At 67.9% G+C, this 16617-nt stretch carries 16 protein-coding genes and 1 tRNA gene; 7 read left to right on the forward strand and 10 right to left on the reverse strand.

Going from position 1 to position 16617, the window contains the following annotated elements; translation table 11 throughout:
• Window positions 1-26 precede the first annotated feature (26 nt).
• Window positions 27-587, reverse strand: coding sequence for an invasion associated locus B family protein (locus tag E0E05_RS01740; protein ID WP_158629244.1), 561 nt, complete (start codon window positions 585-587; stop codon window positions 27-29).
• 276 nt (window positions 588-863) lie between these two features.
• Here E0E05_RS01740 and E0E05_RS01745 point away from each other — a divergent pair, with 276 nt between their 5' ends.
• Window positions 864-1817, forward strand: a complete 954-nt coding sequence (locus E0E05_RS01745) for an XdhC family protein (RefSeq protein WP_131615130.1) — start codon at window positions 864-866, stop codon at window positions 1815-1817.
• An 83-nt stretch (window positions 1818-1900) separates the two neighbouring features.
• Here E0E05_RS01745 and E0E05_RS01750 read toward each other — a convergent pair.
• Window positions 1901-1975: transfer RNA gene (locus E0E05_RS01750), tRNA-Phe, on the reverse strand.
• Between the two features lie 160 nt (window positions 1976-2135).
• Here E0E05_RS01750 and E0E05_RS01755 point away from each other — a divergent pair.
• Complete coding sequence (locus tag E0E05_RS01755; protein ID WP_131615131.1) at window positions 2136-3239, forward strand: Gfo/Idh/MocA family protein; 1104 nt, start codon at window positions 2136-2138, stop codon at window positions 3237-3239.
• A gap of 9 nt (window positions 3240-3248) precedes the next feature.
• On the opposite strand, the gene E0E05_RS01760 is transcribed toward E0E05_RS01755, so the two are convergent.
• Complete coding sequence (locus E0E05_RS01760; RefSeq protein ID WP_131615132.1) at window positions 3249-3650, reverse strand: hypothetical protein; 402 nt, start codon at window positions 3648-3650, stop codon at window positions 3249-3251.
• A gap of 149 nt (window positions 3651-3799) precedes the next feature.
• Here E0E05_RS01760 and E0E05_RS01765 point away from each other — a divergent pair, with 149 nt between their 5' ends.
• A complete protein-coding gene (locus E0E05_RS01765) occupies window positions 3800-4147 on the forward strand; it encodes a DUF952 domain-containing protein (protein WP_131615133.1) in 348 nt (115 codons plus the stop codon).
• 2 nt (window positions 4148-4149) lie between these two features.
• On the forward strand, window positions 4150-5241 hold the full coding sequence (locus E0E05_RS01770; RefSeq protein WP_131617850.1) for a quinone-dependent dihydroorotate dehydrogenase: 1092 nt from the start codon (window positions 4150-4152) through the stop codon (window positions 5239-5241).
• A 4-nt stretch (window positions 5242-5245) separates the two neighbouring features.
• On the opposite strand, the gene E0E05_RS01775 is transcribed toward E0E05_RS01770, so the two are convergent.
• The gene (locus E0E05_RS01775) at window positions 5246-6595 is read right to left on the reverse strand and encodes an MATE family efflux transporter (protein ID WP_131615134.1); all 1350 of its coding nucleotides are present in this window, start codon (window positions 6593-6595) and stop codon (window positions 5246-5248) included.
• A 105-nt stretch (window positions 6596-6700) separates the two neighbouring features.
• Between E0E05_RS01775 and E0E05_RS01780 the strand changes: the two genes are divergently transcribed.
• Window positions 6701-7645, forward strand: a complete 945-nt coding sequence (locus E0E05_RS01780) for a histone deacetylase family protein (protein ID WP_131615135.1) — start codon at window positions 6701-6703, stop codon at window positions 7643-7645.
• On the opposite strand, the gene E0E05_RS01785 is transcribed toward E0E05_RS01780, so the two are convergent.
• The 3 genes from E0E05_RS01785 to E0E05_RS01795 all read right to left on the reverse strand — a co-directional run bounded on the left by E0E05_RS01785 (window position 7605) and on the right by E0E05_RS01795 (window position 10965).
• The gene (locus tag E0E05_RS01785) at window positions 7605-7871 is read right to left on the reverse strand and encodes a DUF6460 domain-containing protein (RefSeq protein WP_131615136.1); all 267 of its coding nucleotides are present in this window, start codon (window positions 7869-7871) and stop codon (window positions 7605-7607) included. The genes E0E05_RS01780 and E0E05_RS01785 overlap by 41 nt on opposite strands.
• Before the next feature lie 222 nt (window positions 7872-8093).
• Window positions 8094-9839 carry a cisplatin damage response ATP-dependent DNA ligase gene (locus E0E05_RS01790; RefSeq protein ID WP_131615137.1) on the reverse strand — a complete coding sequence of 582 codons (1746 nt, stop codon included), beginning with the start codon at window positions 9837-9839 and terminating at the stop codon, window positions 8094-8096.
• A gap of 115 nt (window positions 9840-9954) precedes the next feature.
• On the reverse strand, window positions 9955-10965 hold the full coding sequence (locus tag E0E05_RS01795; RefSeq protein WP_131615138.1) for a ligase-associated DNA damage response exonuclease: 1011 nt from the start codon (window positions 10963-10965) through the stop codon (window positions 9955-9957).
• 76 nt (window positions 10966-11041) lie between these two features.
• Between E0E05_RS01795 and E0E05_RS01800 the strand changes: the two genes are divergently transcribed.
• Both E0E05_RS01800 and pdeM read left to right on the forward strand, forming a co-directional pair.
• Window positions 11042-13594 (forward strand): ligase-associated DNA damage response DEXH box helicase, encoded by a 2553-nt coding sequence (locus E0E05_RS01800; protein WP_428977586.1) that lies wholly within the window; start codon window positions 11042-11044, stop codon window positions 13592-13594.
• Complete coding sequence (gene pdeM / locus E0E05_RS01805) at window positions 13591-14310, forward strand: ligase-associated DNA damage response endonuclease PdeM (protein WP_131615140.1); 720 nt, start codon at window positions 13591-13593, stop codon at window positions 14308-14310. Before E0E05_RS01800 ends, pdeM begins: the two co-directional genes overlap by 4 nt.
• A gap of 2 nt (window positions 14311-14312) precedes the next feature.
• Here pdeM and E0E05_RS01810 read toward each other — a convergent pair whose 3' ends face one another.
• Genes E0E05_RS01810 through E0E05_RS01820 form a run of 3 tightly spaced genes read right to left on the reverse strand, consistent with a single transcriptional unit; the run spans window position 14313 to window position 16572 of the window.
• Window positions 14313-14780 carry a DUF3429 domain-containing protein gene (locus E0E05_RS01810; protein WP_131615141.1) on the reverse strand — a complete coding sequence of 156 codons (468 nt, stop codon included), beginning with the start codon at window positions 14778-14780 and terminating at the stop codon, window positions 14313-14315.
• On the reverse strand, window positions 14780-15652 hold the full coding sequence (locus E0E05_RS01815) for a TIGR02186 family protein (protein ID WP_131615142.1): 873 nt from the start codon (window positions 15650-15652) through the stop codon (window positions 14780-14782). Before E0E05_RS01815 ends, E0E05_RS01810 begins: the two co-directional genes overlap by 1 nt.
• Complete coding sequence (locus E0E05_RS01820; RefSeq protein WP_131615143.1) at window positions 15649-16572, reverse strand: sulfite exporter TauE/SafE family protein; 924 nt, start codon at window positions 16570-16572, stop codon at window positions 15649-15651. The genes E0E05_RS01815 and E0E05_RS01820 overlap by 4 nt, the downstream gene beginning before the upstream one ends.
• Between the last annotated feature and the right edge of the window lie 45 nt (window positions 16573-16617).

A 16617-nucleotide genomic window follows, 5' to 3' on the forward strand; every position in this document is an offset into this window, starting at 1 on the left:
CTTCGTCCCCTCCGCCTGCTTGTCGTTCACCGGCTGCGCGCGGCGAGCGTATCGAGCGCCTCGGTCAGCCCGTCGGACGACACGCTGATCGCGAGCAGCTGGCCGCTCGCCACCGGATAGCGCACCGCCGGGTTTTCGTTGTCGAGCAAAAGCCCCGCGACATCCTCGGCGTCCTCGAACTGCACGAAGCAGAAACCGCCCGCGCAGCGGGTGACGCGACCTTCGAGCAGCGTCTGGTCGCCGGAAACCAGCGCCGGTGCACTGTCGAACGAGACGTCGGCGACCATGCGCATGGCCATCACCAGCCCGTCTTCCTCGCCGCCATATCCGAACGCCAGCCGCGCGATCTCCGCGCCCGTGTTGGAGCTCGAATAGACCTGCACCGCCTCGCACACGCGCCGTGGCGGGCTCTGGGTGCCTTCCTCGCCGTCCTGGGCGGGCGCCGTGGCCAGCGTGCAGTCGACGTTCCAGTCTGCGAAGGACTCGCTCGACCGGCTCGGCGTCGGTGTTGCCGTCTCCTGCGCCCAGCCGGGCGCCGCCGCGCTGCAAAGGACGCCGGCGAGCAGCAGTGCCGGCAGACTGTTCATATTGGCCATTCCCAGAGCCATGGTCGTCCCCCCAATACTGTCATCCCGCGTGGCGCTGCACGTCAGGGTTGATGTCCGCTTTCCGTGGCTTAGCTCAAGCCGGTCGCCTTGACCAGCCTTCGGCCGACCGCCCTCGACGCGCCCGTCCGCCTCCGGCAGCCAACACCGGCCGAAACCGGCCGGCCGGCGCATCGCGTACCCCAATTGGCGTAAGCGCCGACGGCCTATGTCGGTCCCGGCCATTTCCCGGAGACCTCGGGCGATATACGATAGGATATGCTGACACGAACCGATACGCTTCCCGTCCTCGACTTCGGTCCGATCCGCGCGCCGCTCGCCGCACTCGCCGAAACGGACGCGCCGGCGGTCCTCGCCTTCATTACCGGCACCGAAGGGCCGTCCTACCGGCCGGTCGGTGCGGCGATGGCGTTCCTCGCCGACGGACGGCGCGTCGGCTCGCTCTCGTCGGGTTGCATCGAGGCCGATCTGGCCCTGCACGCCGAGGCCGCGCTCGCAGACGGCCGCCCGATGGCCGTGCGCTACGGCCGCGGCTCGCCCTATATCGATATCGAACTGCCCTGCGGGGGCGGGCTCGACATCCTCCTCGTTCCGGAACCGGACCGCGCGACGCTGGGCGAACTCGTCGCCACGCTGGATGCGCGTCGGCCCGCAAGGCTGGAGATCGACCGGCAAAGCGGCGCGCTTGGCCTGGCGCGAAAGACCTCCGATGCACGGGGCGATTGGTTCGCCGTTGAGTTCCTGCCCGAGCTGCGGTTCCACATCTTCGGCAAGGGGCCGGAAGCCAGCACGTTCGCCGGGCTTGCCGCCGCCGCCGGCTATCCGAACCTGCTGCTCTCGCCCGACCGGGAAACGCTCGCGGCGGCCGGCGCCTCGGGCTGTCACACGCGCCACCTGGTCTCAAGGGCGATGCCCGCCGATCTGGCGCCCGATGCCTGGACGGCGGTCGTCCTGTTCTTCCACGACCATGACTGGGAGCCGCCGATCCTGAAGGCCGCGCTCGCCAGCGAGGCGTTCTACATCGGGGCGCAGGGCAGCCGCCGCGCCCGCGACGCGCGGTTGGCAGAACTTGAGGCGATGGGCGTGGGCGCAGGCGATCTCGAACGGCTGCGCGGTCCGATCGGACTGGTTCCCTCGAGCCGCGACGCCCGTACGCTTGCCGTCTCGGTGCTGGCCGAGATCCTCGCCGTGGCGAAGGCGGGCGCACCGTGACGGCGCCATCGGCAGCGAATGCTGAGCTCGGTCCCAAACGCGTCTGCGCGGACGGGAAAGGAGCGGTTTAGAGGTGAAGGAAATGGTGCCCGGGGGCGGATTTGAACCACCGACACGCGGATTTTCAATCCGCTGCTCTACCCCTGAGCTACCCGGGCACGGGTCTTGGCAATCATGCTACTGGAAGGGGCGGCAAGCCCCGCTCAGGACCGGCGCTATATAGCATGGGCGGACCGGCTGTCCAGCAGGCCGTTCGGGCTTTTTTGAACCGATCGGAGGTTGGCGGATTGTTGAGGTGCCAATGCCAGGATCGTATCGATGACGGACCCGAAAACCACCCCTGACGCCCTTGCCACAGACGACGCCCATGTGGATGCGGGCGCATTCGGCTGGGGCGTCTGGAGCACCGGCGAGATCGCCACGCAGTTTGCGCGCGACCTTGCGCACGTCCCCGGCGCAGCCCGCGTGGCCGTGTGTTCGCGCAGCGCCGAGACGGCCGAGGCCTTCGCTTCCGCGCACGGTTTTGCGACCCATTATGTCGATGCCGACGCGTTCCTCGCCGATCCGGCCATCGACGCGGTCTACATCGCTTCGCCCCATCCGCTGCATTGCGAACAGGCGCTCGCCGCGATCGACGCAGGCAAGCCGGTGCTGATCGAAAAGCCCATCGCCATGACCGCCGAGCAGGCGCGCAGGATCGGCGATGCGGCATCGGAGGCGGGCGTGTTCGCCATGGAAGCGCTGTGGACGCGGTTTCTGCCGGCGGTCCAGCGCGCGCGTGCGATGATCGGCGAGGGCCGGTTCGGCACGATCGAGCGGGCCGAGGCGAGCCTCGTCTTCCACCGGCCGTTCGACGCCGAGCATCGCCTGTTCAGCAAGGCGCTCGGCGGCGGCGCGCTTCTTGATCTCGGTGTCTACCCGATTTCCACGGCGGCCTTCCTGTTCGGTACGCCGGTACTTGAAAAGGCAAGCTGGCTCGCCGCGCCGACCGAGGTCGACATCGAGGCCGAACTGTCGATCCGCTGCGGCGACGTCCCGGTCGATCTGCGGGTCGGCTTCGTCGAGCGGGCCGACCAGGTCGCCGACAATCATTTCGTCGCGTTCGGCACAAAAGGCGCTTTGCGCATCGACCCGCCGTTTCTGACCGGCCAGTCGCTGACCGTCTGGGACAGATCGCTCGACACAGCGCCTGCTTCGGGCGGCTGGGCGGAACGGATCGCCAGACGCCTGCCCGTGCCCGGGCGGGAAAAGTTCGACTTCTCCCGTCCCTCGCAGGGCCTGAACTTCGAGGCTGCCGCGGTGCAGTCCGCCGTCCGGCGCGGCGAGACGGGCCATCCCGCGATGCCGATCTGCGAAAGCGCGGCCGTGCTCTCGATCATCGAGCAGGCGCTGGCCGTGCCGCCATCGGGGGCCCGGCAATAGGCGGACCGCTCAGGTGCGGCCGTCGCGTTCCTCGAACTCCTCGACGATGCCCATGAAGCGGCGCATGAATTCCTCCATGTAGCCGAGCCCGCGCTCGAACTCCTCGGGATTGGGAAGCCCCTCGCGCGCGATCGCGGCGCTGCCATCCGCGTTCAGACGCCGTTCGAGCACAGCCACGCGCGATTCCAGCGCGTCGAGCGCATCGAGAAAGGCCGAACGTTCGTCGGCGCCCAGCCGGCACACGACCTCCTCGCCCTCGAGCGCGCAGACCGACATCTCGCCGGTCTGCGTGTCCATCCGCACGAAGCCGTTCTCGGTCGGCTCCATCACGTAGCGGCCGGCATCGGCGAGGGCCGGTCCCGCCATCATGGTCAGCAGCGCAAGGCCGCTTGCAGGGATTACTGCCTTCATCGGTTCCTCCTCGGCCGCATCGCGACCGCCATGTCCCTTCAGGACCATGTTCCACCACAATGCGCGAGAAATATGATGGGCCGTGGACAAGAAGCGCGACCCTTGCGCGATGGCTTCCGGCATCGCCTTCGCCGGTCTAAGGGAGAGCCATGACAGCCACCGTCTACAAGATCGCGACCCGCGCCGAATGGGCCGACGCCGAGGCCGCTGGCCGGTTCGACGGTGCGCCGATCGACATCAGGGACGGCTACATCCACCTGTCCACCGCCGCCCAGGTGCGCGAGACCGCGGCCAGGCATTTCGCCGGACAGGACGGACTGGTCCTGATCGCGGTGCCTGCGGCCGCGCTGGGCGCGGCGCTGCGCTGGGAGCCTTCGCGCGGCGGCGCGCTTTTCCCGCATCTGTACGCACCGCTTGATCCTGACAGTGTTGCCTGGGTGAAACCGCTGCCGCTCGGTGATGACGGGGCGCACCTCTTCCCGGAGCTCGACGGCTGATGCTGCAAGGGCTGACCGACCGGCTCGGCCGCTGGCTGATGTTCCGCTTCGATCCGGAAACCGCGCACGCCCTGGCCGTCAGGGGCCTGAGAACCGGGAAGCTCCCGCGCCATCGGGCCGACGTCGACCCGCGCCTCGCCGTGGACCTGGCCGGCCTCCACTTTCCCAACCCCGTCGGCGTCGCCGCAGGGTTCGACAAGAACGCCGAAGTGCCCGACGCGCTGCTCGGGCTCGGCTTCGGCTTCACCGAGGTCGGCACGGTCACCCCCCGTCCGCAGCCGGGCAACCCGAAGCCGCGCGTGTTCCGGTTGCCCGCAGATGCGGCGGTGATCAACCGGCTCGGCTTCAACAACCAGGGGCACGAGGCGGCTTGGTTCCGGCTCGAGGCGCGGAACGGCACCGGCATCGTCGGCGTCAACATCGGCGCCAACAAGGACACCAACGACAAGCCGGCCGACTATGTCGCCGGGCTCGAGCGGTTCTATGCGCTGGCGTCCTATTTCACCGTCAACATCTCCTCGCCGAACACGCCCGGGCTGCGCGATCTTCAGGCGCGCGATGCGCTCGGCGACCTGCTGGCCCGGGTCGGCGAGGCGCGCATCCGCAAGATCGAGGAAACCGGTCGCCGGGTGCCGGTCTTCCTGAAGATCGCCCCGGACGTCACCGAGACCGGCCTCGACGACATCGTCGCCGAGGTGGTCGACAAGGCGATCGACGGGATCGTCGTCTCCAACACGACCCTGTCGCGAGCCGGGCTGACCGCCGATCCGGGCGAGGCGGGCGGGCTGTCCGGCCGGCCGCTGTTCGACCGCGCGACGATCATGCTCGCCAAGACCCGGCAGCGGGTCGGCCCCGACATGGCGCTGATCGGCGTCGGTGGCGTCGACGGGCCCGAGACCGCTCTCGGCAAGATCGAGGCGGGCGCCGATCTGGTCCAGCTCTATACGGGCATGATCTATCGCGGCCCGACGATCGCCCGGCGCATCTGCGAAGGCCTGTCGGCGGCGCTGGACGAGGCGGGGGCGGCATCCATCAGCGATCTTCGCGACCGGACCACGGCACAATGGGCGACGAAGGACCTCCCGGCGGAGTAGATTATCAGCCGAACACGCGCCGCGCGCGCGAGGGCAGCAGCGCCAGCAGGGACAGTCCCCTGAGGCCGAGAAACAGGTTCAGCGCGAACCACAGGCCGTGATTGCCGAAGACGGGCGTCAGCCCGTAGCCGGCGGCGATGAACACGGCCAGCGACAGCAGCATCATGTTGCGCATGTCGACCGACCATGTCGCGCCGATATAGACCCCGTCCATCTGGAAGGCCAAGACGCCGGCGACGGCGGTGAAGGCCGCCCATGCGAGGAACACGCGCGCTTCGGCGCGCACGCCTTCGGCCGTCGTCATGATGTCGATGAACCAGTTGCCGGCGACCAGCACGACGACCGTCGTGAAGCCGGCCAGCACGAAACCCCACAGCGCGGTCAGCTTCACCGCGCGCCAGAACGGCCGGCCATGGCGCGCGCCGATGGCCCGGCCGACGAGCTGTTCGGCGGCGACCGCGAATCCGTCCAGATAATAGCCGGCGATGAAGAAGAAGTTCATCAGGATCGCGTTGGCCGCCAGCGTCACCGCGCCGAACTGCGCGCCGAGCCGCGTGAACAGCGCGAACGCGGCGAGCAGCGCGAACGACCGGATCATGATGTCGCGATTGAGCGCGATCAGCGCCACGAAGGCCGGACGGTCGAAAATGCGGCCGCGCGAGGGCGCCTTGTCGGTGTTGAACCCGCGCCACAGCCAGATCAGCGCGCCGATCGCGACGATGCCCTCGCCGAACACCGTCGCCCAGGCGACGCCGGCCACCTGCCATTGGAGCCACAGGCCGAGCGCGATCGACAGGACGATGTTGATGCCGTTGATGAAGGACTGGACGATCAGCGCGGCGATCGCGCGCGCCTGTCCGAGCAGCAGGCCGAGGATCGCATAGTTGATCAGCGTGAACGGGGCGGCGAGGAAGCGGATCGTCACATAGGTGCGGGTCGCCTCGGCCACCGCGTCGCCGGGGGCCATGATGGCGATGCCGATTTCGCGGATCAGCGGCGACAGCGGCAGCAGGATCAGCCCGCCCGCCAGTGCGATCAGGATGGCGCGCCAGAAGACGGCCTGCTGCTCGGTCTCGTCGCCCCGACCGACCGCCTGGGCGACGAAGCCCGTCGTGCCCATGCGCAGGAAGTTGAAGGTAACGAACACGATATCGAACAGGATCGCGCCGATGGCGAGCCCGCCGATCAGCGCCGCGTCGCCGAACTGGCCGACCACCGCCGTGTCGACGATGCCGAGCAGCGGCGTCGTCAGATAGGCGAGCGTCATCGGCACCGCGATGGCGAACACCATGCGGTTTGTGACCTCGAAGCCGGGCGTGGCCTGTGCCGTTGCGGTCGTATCGGGCGCTGACATCGGCTTGCCCTGCCCGAACCCACGACGCCGGGCAAGCCGGCAATTGTATTGGTGACAGGGCTGGTGACAGTTTGCATTCGCGGCGGGCCGGCTTAGGTGAGCCGCATGACTTTGCCGATCGTCCACAACCCGGCCTATGACGCGCTGTTCGATCCCGACCACCGCTTCCCGATGGGCAAGTATCGTCGTCTCGCCGAGGTCCTGGTCGAGGACGGCCTAGCCGCGCCCGGCACGTTCATCGTGCCCGCGCCCGCCCCGCGCGACTGGGTCAAGCTCGCCCATGATGCGACCTATGTCGATCAGGTCTACGCCTGTGCCGTGCCGCGCCCGATCGAGCGCGAGATCGGTTTCGAGGTGACCGAGCGGACATCGCTGCGCGCCCAGTGCGCGACGACCGGCACCGTGCTGGCCGCCCGGCTGGCGCTCGAACACGGCATCGCCTGCAACACGGCCGGCGGCAGCCATCATGCGCGCTTCGCGCAAGGGGCGGGGTTCTGCACCTTCAACGACGTCGCCGTCGCCGCGCGCGTGCTGCTGGCCGACGGGGAGATCTCCAATGCGCTCGTCGTCGACCTCGACGTGCATCAGGGCGACGGCACCGCCGACATCCTTGCCGGCGACGGCCGCGTTTTCGCGGCCTCGGTTCATGCCGACAAGAACTATCCGGTGCGCAAGAAGGCGTCCGATTTCGATCTCGGCCTGCCCGACGGCATGGACGATACGGCCTATCTGAAGACGCTGGCGCTGGTGCTGGAGGAATTGCGGGGCCGCATGCCATCACCCGACATCGTCTTCTACAATGCCGGCGTCGACGTGCACGCCCCGGACCGGCTCGGCCGGCTGGCGCTGACCGACCGCGGCATCGAGCAGCGCGACCGGATGGTGATCAGCCATTTCCGGGCGCGGGGCGTGCCGGTCTGCGGGGTGATCGGCGGCGGCTATTCGCGCGATCTCGACGCGCTCGCCCGCCGCCACGCGCTGTTGCATCACACGGCGAGCGAATTCGCCTTCAGCGTTCGGAGCGGTAGCTCAGAAGCCGCGCCAGGATGAACAGCGGCACCACGATGCTGGCGCCCAGGATCAGCCAGTCGCCGAACCGGCCGAGCGCCGCCCAGCCGCTGTTCCAGACGCTGACCACGAAATCGCGCAGGCCGAACCAGATATCGAGCGGGGCCAGGCCGAACACGCTCATCACCGCGCCGACGATCAGCGAGACGACGACGAGTTTGATGATCGTGCGGCCGACCGTGTCGCCGAGCAGGCGGCGTGTGTTCATGGCGTTGTGCTCCCGGTTCGTGCCGATCAGCTAGGCGGCAAATGCGGCGCGCGCAAGGTTCACGTCCCGGCCGCCCCCGTCATCCCGGAACTTGATTCCGGGATCCAGTGGCGGCGATGGCGACGATGGATTCCGGAATCGAGTTCCGGAATGACGACGGAGAAGGATGTTCGAAGGCGACCGACACACGCCATGGACCATGGCTTGGACAGTGCAGGCGCACTATTTGCGGTCCTCGAGCATCGCTTCGAGCGCCTCGAGCCGGTCCGCCTCGTGCGGGGGCTTGTCCCATCTGAGCCGCGCAATGCGCGGAAAGCGCATGGCGACGCCCGATTTGTGCCGCGCCGACCGGTTCAGCCCCTCAAAAGCGATCTCCAGAACCAGCCCATGGTCGGGTTCGGCGCGCACCGAGCGGACCGGTCCGAACCGCTCGATCGTGTTGTCGCGGACATATTTGTCGATCTGCTTCAGCTCGGCGTCGGTGAAGCCGAAATAGGCCTTGCCGACCGGCACTAGCGCGGGGTCGTCCACGGCACCGGTCCATACTCCAAAGGTATAGTCCGAATAAAAGGACGAGCGCTTGCCGTGGCCGCGTTGGGCATACATCAGCACCGCGTCGATCAGGAACGGATCGCGCTTGTACTTGAACCAGGGGCCCTTCGGCCGGCCGGGCACATAGGCGCTGTCGCGCCGCTTGAGCATCAGCCCCTCGATCACCGGTTCGGGGGCGGCGTTGCGCATCCGGCCGATCTCGTCCCAGGTCGAAAACGGCACCAGCGCCGACATGTCGAACCGGTCGGCCGGCAGGTCGGCGACGAACTGTTCGAGCCGCGCGCGACGGTCCGCAAAGGGCAGGGCGCGCAAATCCTCCTCGCCCTCTTGCAGAAGATCGTAGGCGCGCACGAAAGCGGGGAACTTCGCCTGCTGCTTCGCCGAGACCGTCTTGCGGTTCAGCCTTTGCTGCAGGTCGCCGAACGTGCCGACACGGATCGCCCCGTCCTGGTAGTGACCGACCAGCAGTTCGCCGTCGATCGCGCCGTCGAAACTCATCGCCGCCAGCAGATCGGGAAAGGCGTGCGAAATGTCGTCACCCGTGCGCGAATAGATGCGCGCGACGCCCTGCTCGGCGGTGGCCTGCACGCGGATGCCGTCCCACTTCCATTCGGCGAGATAATCGGCCGGATCGTAGCGCGCCAGTTCATCGAGATCGGTCGGGTTGGCCAGCATGACCGGCCGGAACGGCGCGGCCGCCGCGCTTTCGGGCTTGTCGGCCGCGCCGTCCAGCCAGGCGAACAGATCGGTGTAGGGAATGGCGAGCCCGTGCCAGAGCTCCTCGATCTCGGTAACGTCCTTTTGCCCGTAATCGGCCAGCGCCTGCTTGATGAGGCGTGAGGAAACGCCGACGCGCATGCCGCCCGTGATCAGCTTCAAAAGCGCGTAACGGCCCGGCGGATCGAGCGCATCGAGCCAGCGCTCGACCAGTCTGGGGCCATCGGAGCGGGAGGAACGCTGCAGCGTTTCGACAACTTCGCCCAATGATAACCCCCACCCGTCATCCCTCCCCCGCAAGCGTGGGAGGGAAGACGCCTGCGCCGACGCGCCTTCTAAGCGTTCAGCGCCTGGCGCCGGGTCGGGAGCTGCCGGCAAGGAAGTTGATGTCCCCCCTCCCACGCTTGCGGGGGAGGGGTGAGGGGTGGGGGCGGGCCAGATCAGGCTCACCGTCTCGGCCAGATCGCCGACGAAATCGTACGAATAGCCGAACAGCACCGGGTCGACGCGTTCTTCGACCAGCGCGCGGATCATCGCCGGCTTGACCGACGGAATGTCGAGATCGCGGGTGATCGCCGCGATGGCATAGCCGCGATCGGGATCGGGCGTCGCGGCGACATAGTCGACGATCAGCCGGAGTTTCGCATTGCGCGATGGCGTTAGGACCAGCCGGTCGAGCAGTTCGGCGAAGGGTTTCATGGGCGGGCCGCTCCGACAACCCTCATCCTGAGGTGCGAGCGACCATCCCCCTCGTCCTTCGAGGCTCGCTGCGCTCGCACCTCAGGATGAGGGTTGTCGGCGCCGGCGCAAACCATCACTCAGCCTCGTCCTCGTAACCCACCAAGTTGAGTGGTCTGGCGCGGATCTGGTGCAGTTCGCACCAGCGCACCAGCGCCTCCTCGCGGCCGTGCGTCACCCAGACCTCCGACGCGCCCGTGTCGCGAATGGTCTGGGTCAGTTCGTCCCAGTCCGAATGGTCCGAGATGATCAGCGGCAGTTCCACGCCGCGCTGTCTGGCGCGCTGGCGCACGCGCATCCAGCCCGAGGCGAAACAGGCCACCGGATCGGGAAAGCGCCGCGCCCACCGGTCGGCGAAGGCCGAAGGCGGGCCGACGATCACTTTGCCGGCGAATTGATCCTTTGCGCCCTTTTCGATCGTCGCCGGCGCGAGCGGGCCCAGATCGATGCCGCGATCACTGTAGTAGCTGCACAGTTTGTCCATCGCGCCGTGGATGAAGATGGTCTCGGTGTAGCCGGCCTGGCGGATCAGCGCGATCACCCGTTGCGCCTTGCCGAGCGCGTAGGCGCCGACCAGATGGGCGCGCTCGGGAAACCGCTTAAGGCTTTCCATCAGCCGGCCGATTTCGCCGGCATCGTCGGGATGGGTGAAGACCGGCAGGCCGAACGTCGCCTCGGTGATGAACACGTCGCACGGCACGACATCGAAGCCGGTGCAGGTCGGGTCGGACCGGCGCTTGTAGTCGCCCGAGGCGACGATGCGCGTGCCATCGCTTTCGACGGCGATCTGCGCCGAGCCGAGCACATGGCCGGCTGGGTGCCAGGAAACGGTCACACCGTTGATCGTGACGACCTCGCCATAGGCGGCTTCCTGCGTGGCGCCGGCGAAATCCTTGCCGTAACGGATGCCCATGATGTCGAGCGTCTCGCGCGTCGCCATCACGTGGGCATGGCCGGCGCGGGCATGGTCGGCATGGCCGTGCGTGATCAGCGCCCGGCCGACCGGCCTGACCGGATCGATGTAGAAATCGCCGGGTGGGCAGTAGAGCCCCTTTTCGGTCGGATGCAGCAGCGCTTCGGGTTTCATTGAACCGAAGATAGATGCCGGCCTTTTTCGCGCAAGCCGATTGCGGAACTTTTCGCGAACGCTATGGTCGACGCCGATGCGCTCCGTCACGCCCCCCGACACCGCGAAGGTGGACATGGTCTCGCTGCCCGAGCCGTTCCTTGGCTGGTTCGCCACCAGGGGCTGGCAGCCGCGCGCCCACCAACTCGAACTGCTCGCCAAATCCGAGGCGGGCCTGTCGACGCTGCTGATCGCGCCGACCGGGGCGGGCAAGACGCTGGCCGGGTTTCTGCCGGCGCTCGTTGATCTCGCGCGCCGCGGCAAGCCGAAGCCGGGCACGATCCGGCCGGGCGTGCATACGCTCTATGTCTCGCCGCTCAAGGCGCTTGCCGTCGACATCGAGCGCAATCTGGGCATGCCGGTCGCCGACATGGGCCTGCCTGTCACGATCGAGACCCGCACCGGCGACACGCCGACATCCAAGCGCCAGCGCCAGAAACTGAACCCGCCCGACATTTTGCTGACGACGCCCGAGCAGGTGGCGCTGCTCCTGTCGCACAAGGATGCCGACCGGTTCTTCGCCGATCTGCGCTACGTGATCTTCGACGAACTGCACTCGCTCGTCACCTCCAAGCGCGGCCAGTTGCTGGCGCTGGGGCTGGCCCGGCTGCGCACATTGCGGCCTTCGCTGCAGACCATCGGCCTGTCGGCCACCGTTTCGGACCCGGACGAACTGCGCCGCTGGCTCGTCCGCCAGACGCCCGAACAAGCGCCCCTTTCGGAGCTGATCACCGTGCCGGGCGGCGCCAAACCCGAGATCACGATCCTCAAGTCGGACGAACGCATTCCGTGGTCGGGCCATTCCGCCCGCTACGCGCTGCCGGAGATCTACGAGGCGATCAGGGCGCATGGCACGACGCTGGTGTTCGTCAACACGCGCAGCCAGGCCGAACTGGTCTTTCAGGCGCTGTGGACGCTGAACGAGGACAGTCTGCCGATCGCCCTGCACCATGGCTCGCTCGATGTCGGCCAGCGGCGGCGGGTGGAGGCGGCGATGACGCAGAATGCGCTGCGGGCGGTGGTCGCCACCTCGACGCTCGATCTCGGCATCGACTGGGGCGATGTCGATCTGGTCGTCCATGTCGGCTCGCCCAAGGGCGCGAGCCGGCTGGCGCAGCGCATCGGCCGCGCCAACCACCGCATGGACGAGCCGTCCAGGGCCATCCTGGTGCCGGCCAACCGGTTCGAGGTGATGGAATGCCAGGCCGCGCTCGATGCGAACTATCTGGGCGCGCAGGACACCCCGCCCATCGAGCCGGGCGCGATCGATGTTCTGTGTCAGCACATCCTCGGCATGGCCTGCTCGGCGCCGTTCGATGCGGACGCGCTGTTCGCCGAAGTGCGGGGCGCGGCGCCCTACCATGACCTGCCGCGCAAGACGTTCGACCGGTGCGTCCATTTCGTCGCCCATGGCGGCTATGCGCTCCAGTCCTATGAGCGTTACGCCAGGATCCGGCAGACAGCGGACGGGCTGTGGCGGATCGCCCATCCGGCCGTCGCCCAGCAGTACCGCCTCAACGCGGGCACCATCGTCGCCGCGCCCGAACTCAATGTGCGTCTCGTGCGCCCCGGCGCGGGCGTCAAGGCGCGTGGCGGACGGATGCTCGGCAAGATCGAGGAGATTTTCCTCGAACAGCTCGTCTACGGCGACACGTTCCTGTTCGCCGGCAAGGTGCTGCGCTTCGAGGGCATACGCGAGAACGAATGCTTCGCATCGAACGCGCCGGCCCTGGAAGCGAAGGTGCCGGCCTATATGGGCGGCAAGTTCCCGACCACGACCTATCTGTCAGCCCAGGTGCGCAGGATGCTCGCCGATCCCGATGCCTGGCACCGCTTGCCGCCGCAGGTGTCCGAATGGCTCGGCTATCAGAAGCAGAAGTCCGTGGTTCCCAATGCCGAAGACATGCTGGTCGAGACCTTTCCGCGCGGCGATCGCTTCTACATGGTCGCCTACCCGTTCGAGGGGCGGCTGGCGCACCAGACGCTGTGCATGCTGCTGACGCGGCGCCTGGAACGGGCCAGGGCCCGGCCGATCGGCTTCGTCGCCTCCGACTATGCGGTCGCCATCTGGGGCCTGCGTGACATGGGCGCGATGATCGCGCGTGGCGACCTTGCGCTGGCCGACCTGTTCGCCGAGGACATGCTGGGCGACGATCTGGAAGCCTGGCTCGACGAGAGCTTCGTCTTCAAGCGCTCGTTCCGCTATTGTGCACTGATCGCAGGGCTGATCGACAAGCGCCATCCGGGCAAGGAGAAGTCGGGCCGGCAGGTGACCGTTTCGACCGATCTCGTCTACGACGTGCTGCGCACGCACGAGCCCGATCACATCCTGCTGCAGGCGACCCGCAACGATGCGCGCGCCGGCTATCTCGACGTCGGACGCGTCAACAGCCTGCTCTCTCGCATCAGGGGGCGAATCGTGCATAAGGGCCTCGACCGGATCTCGCCGCTGGCGGTGCCGGTGATGCTGGAGATCGGCAAGGAGCCCGTCATCTCGTCGGAAACCGGCGACGCGCTGATGGCCGAAAAGGCGCTGGCGACCGACGATCTTGTGCGCGAGGCGATGGGCGAGGATATGGTGGACCGATGAGACCGGCCCTGAGGAGCGTGGAGTCGACACAGGCCGGCGAGGCGCTTGCCATCGACTATGGCGGCGAGAGCGTGCTGCTCGATCCCGCCGGGATAGCCTTCTTCCCGGCCGCCTCCATGCTCGTCGTCGCCGATCTGCATCTTGAAAAGGGCTCGTCGTTCGCGCGCCGGCGCATGTTCCTGCCGCCCTATGACACGCCGGCCACACTGGCCCGGCTCGCCGCGCTCATCGCCAAGTACGAGCCCCGATGCGTCGTATCGCTCGGCGACGGCTTCCATGACGATGCGGCCTGCGAGCGGCTGTCGCCCGCAGCGGTGGCGGCGATCGAGGCGCTTGCCGCCGGGCGCACCATGATCTGGGTCACCGGCAATCACGATCCGTCCCCGCCGGTCAACGTGCCCGGCGACAGCGTCGACACGCTCGCGGCCGGACAGGTGACGTTCCGCCACATCGCCCGGCGCGACTGTGCGACCTGCGAGGTCTCGGGCCACTATCATCCCGCCGCCATCCTGCGCGGGCGCGGCAAGGCGGTACGCCGATCGTGCTTCGCTTCGGACGGCGTGCGTCTGATCCTGCCGGCCTTCGGCGTCTATGCGGGCGGGTTGAACGTGCGCGACCGGGCGTTCGACGGGCTGTTCGATCTTGGCGCCTTCCGCGCCTACATGCAGGGAACCGACCGGCTGTTCCCGATCGGCTGGCGCGATCTGATCGGCTGATCTCAGAGCGCCTGCGACAGCGCGGCCAGAACCATGGTGGGGGCGACAAGCCACGTCAGCGTGACGCGTAGCAGACCGAACCAGGCCGGCGCATGCCCGCGCGCCACCAGCGCCCGGTCCCACCAGCCCATCGCGGCGAACCCGGCGGCGTACATCGCAAAACCCCAGGGGCCCGGCGCGAAGAACGCCGCCCACGCCCACAGGGACGGTACGACCGAAAGCATGAAGGTGCCGATCTCGCTCGAGGTGGAGGGCGAGCGCACCGCGATGCCCCATCTGATGCCGCCCAGGAACGACAGGATGATCGCTGCATAGACGTTGAGCGCGGTCAGCCCCAGCGTCTGCGCCAGCGTCGCGCCCGGCACGAACTGGGCGCCTGTCAGCACCGCGAACGGCACGAAGCCGGCAAGGGCCAGCAGGAAAGGCGTGCGGCTGGCGATCCGGTCGGCGTCTTCGTCTTCGCTCACCATCAGTCCCTTCTGAAGATCACGCGTCCGAGCCAGCCGATCACCAGCGCCAGAACGACCGCGCCGATGCCGTAGGCGAGCGACTGCCGGCGGGCGAAGTCGGAGACCGCGAACTCGAAGCCCGCCTTGGCGATGCGCAGCGTGTCGTCGGTCTGGCCCACCAGCGCGCCGTTCCGGAACAGATAGGCGCGGGCTCGGTGCGCGCCCAGGGGCACATTGGCCGGCAGCGCCAGTTCCGCCCGGAACAGGGACTGGGAGATGAACTGGACACCGCCGGGAAACTCCCGGTAGAGCCCGCTGTCGACCTTCAGCCTGCGCAGGGCGGCAATGAAGGTCTCGAGGTCGCTGGCGCGCGGTCGCTCGGCATCGGGCGTGATCCTGATCTGACCGACCCCGAGCGACAGCCGGGCAAGCGTGTCCAGGCTCGTGATGTCGCGCGCAAGCCGCGTGGAAGCGACGAGGTAGGATTGCGGCGTGTTGTCGAAGGTCTGGCTCTCCACATTCATCCAGATGCCGAAGACGCGCTCCTTGCGGCGGGCGACCAGATCGGCCTGCGGCCCCTCGAGGATGACGAAGATGTCGTAGCGCCCCTGGCGGTGGACGAGCGGATCGGCGTTGTCGATCGCGCCGAAGATCGTCAGAGACTGGCCGGTGAAATCGGAGGTCACCGGTATGATCTCCGTCGAAAGGCCGATCTCGATCCGCTCGGGAATGCGGGCCTGTTCGGCGGCGTTGGCCGCCGCCGCGTCCCGCGTCGCATCGTCCGGCGGCACGCCGGTCTGCGCCCAGGCCGACGCCGCATGCAGCAGCACCGAAAGAAACAGGGCGAACGCCGGCGCGCAGGCAAGCCTTTGCGGGATTGCCGGGCGGGTCATGGCAGCCCTCCCGCCGTCACCGTGAAGATGTCGTCGGGCGTGACGAACAGGGCGTAGCCGAGCCGCAGCGCGACCAGCAGAACGAGGATCGCCAGCATCGCGCGCAACTGTTCGCCGCGCAGGCGCTGGCCGGCGCGTGCGCCATACTGGGCGCCGGCGACGCCACCGATCATCAGCAGCAGCGCCAGCATCACGTCGACGGTCTGGTTGGTGACCGCCTGCACGATCGTGGTGTAGGCGGCCACGAAGATGATCTGGAACAGGGACGTGCCGATGACGACGTTGGTCGGCACCTTGAGCAGGTAGATCATCGCCGGCACCATGATGAAGCCGCCGCCGACGCCCATGATCGCCGCCAGCATGCCGATCACAGCGCCAAGTCCGAGCACCGGAATGACGCTGACATAGAGCCGCGACGTCTTGAACCGCATCTTGAAGGGCAGCTTGTGCACCCAGTTGTGCTGGCCGGGCCGTCGCAGCGAAACCACTTCGCCCGACCGGGTGCGCCGCAACGCCCGGATGCTTTCGATCAGCATCAGCCCGCCGACGACGCCGAGGAACACGACGTAGAGGATCGACACGATCAGATCGAGCTGGCCGACCATCCGCAGGAACGAGTAGATGTAGACGCCGAGCGACGAGCCGGCGAGGCCGCCGGCCAGCAGCACGGTGCCGAGCTTGAAGTCCACGCCGCCGCGCTTGAGGTGCGACAACACGCCGGAGACCGACGAGGCGACGATCTGGTTCGCCCCCGTCGCGACGGCGACCGCCGGCGGAATGTTGTAGAAGATCAAGAGCGGCGTGATCAGGAAACCGCCGCCGACGCCGAACATGCCCGAAAGGAAGCCCACCGCCGCGCCCATGCCGAGAAGTATGAGCATGTTCACCGACATCTCGGCGATCGGCAGGTAGAGCGCCACGTCCAACTCCGGCAGGTACGGTCTGGTTTTGCATCGCGAGCGGCA

The organism is Roseitalea porphyridii, assembly GCF_004331955.1.
Classification (GTDB): domain Bacteria; phylum Pseudomonadota; class Alphaproteobacteria; order Rhizobiales; family Rhizobiaceae; genus Roseitalea; species Roseitalea porphyridii.

Coding starts and splice junctions, on each gene's coding strand:
- E0E05_RS01740 (WP_158629244.1), bottom strand. CDS start 587: ATGAACAGTCTGCCGGCACTGCTGCTCGCCGGCGTCCTTTGCAGCGCG.
- E0E05_RS01745 (WP_131615130.1), top strand. CDS start 864: ATGCTGACACGAACCGATACGCTTCCCGTCCTCGACTTCGGTCCGATC.
- E0E05_RS01755 (WP_131615131.1), top strand. CDS start 2,136: ATGACGGACCCGAAAACCACCCCTGACGCCCTTGCCACAGACGACGCC.
- E0E05_RS01760 (WP_131615132.1), bottom strand. CDS start 3,650: ATGAAGGCAGTAATCCCTGCAAGCGGCCTTGCGCTGCTGACCATGATG.
- E0E05_RS01765 (WP_131615133.1), top strand. CDS start 3,800: ATGACAGCCACCGTCTACAAGATCGCGACCCGCGCCGAATGGGCCGAC.
- E0E05_RS01775 (WP_131615134.1), bottom strand. CDS start 6,595: ATGTCAGCGCCCGATACGACCGCAACGGCACAGGCCACGCCCGGCTTC.
- E0E05_RS01780 (WP_131615135.1), top strand. CDS start 6,701: ATGACTTTGCCGATCGTCCACAACCCGGCCTATGACGCGCTGTTCGAT.
- E0E05_RS01785 (WP_131615136.1), bottom strand. CDS start 7,871: ATGAACACACGCCGCCTGCTCGGCGACACGGTCGGCCGCACGATCATC.
- E0E05_RS01790 (WP_131615137.1), bottom strand. CDS start 9,839: ATGAAACCCTTCGCCGAACTGCTCGACCGGCTGGTCCTAACGCCATCG.
- E0E05_RS01795 (WP_131615138.1), bottom strand. CDS start 10,965: ATGAAACCCGAAGCGCTGCTGCATCCGACCGAAAAGGGGCTCTACTGC.
- E0E05_RS01800 (WP_428977586.1), top strand. CDS start 11,042: ATGCGCTCCGTCACGCCCCCCGACACCGCGAAGGTGGACATGGTCTCG.
- pdeM (WP_131615140.1), top strand. CDS start 13,591: ATGAGACCGGCCCTGAGGAGCGTGGAGTCGACACAGGCCGGCGAGGCG.
- E0E05_RS01810 (WP_131615141.1), bottom strand. CDS start 14,780: ATGGTGAGCGAAGACGAAGACGCCGACCGGATCGCCAGCCGCACGCCT.
- E0E05_RS01815 (WP_131615142.1), bottom strand. CDS start 15,652: ATGACCCGCCCGGCAATCCCGCAAAGGCTTGCCTGCGCGCCGGCGTTC.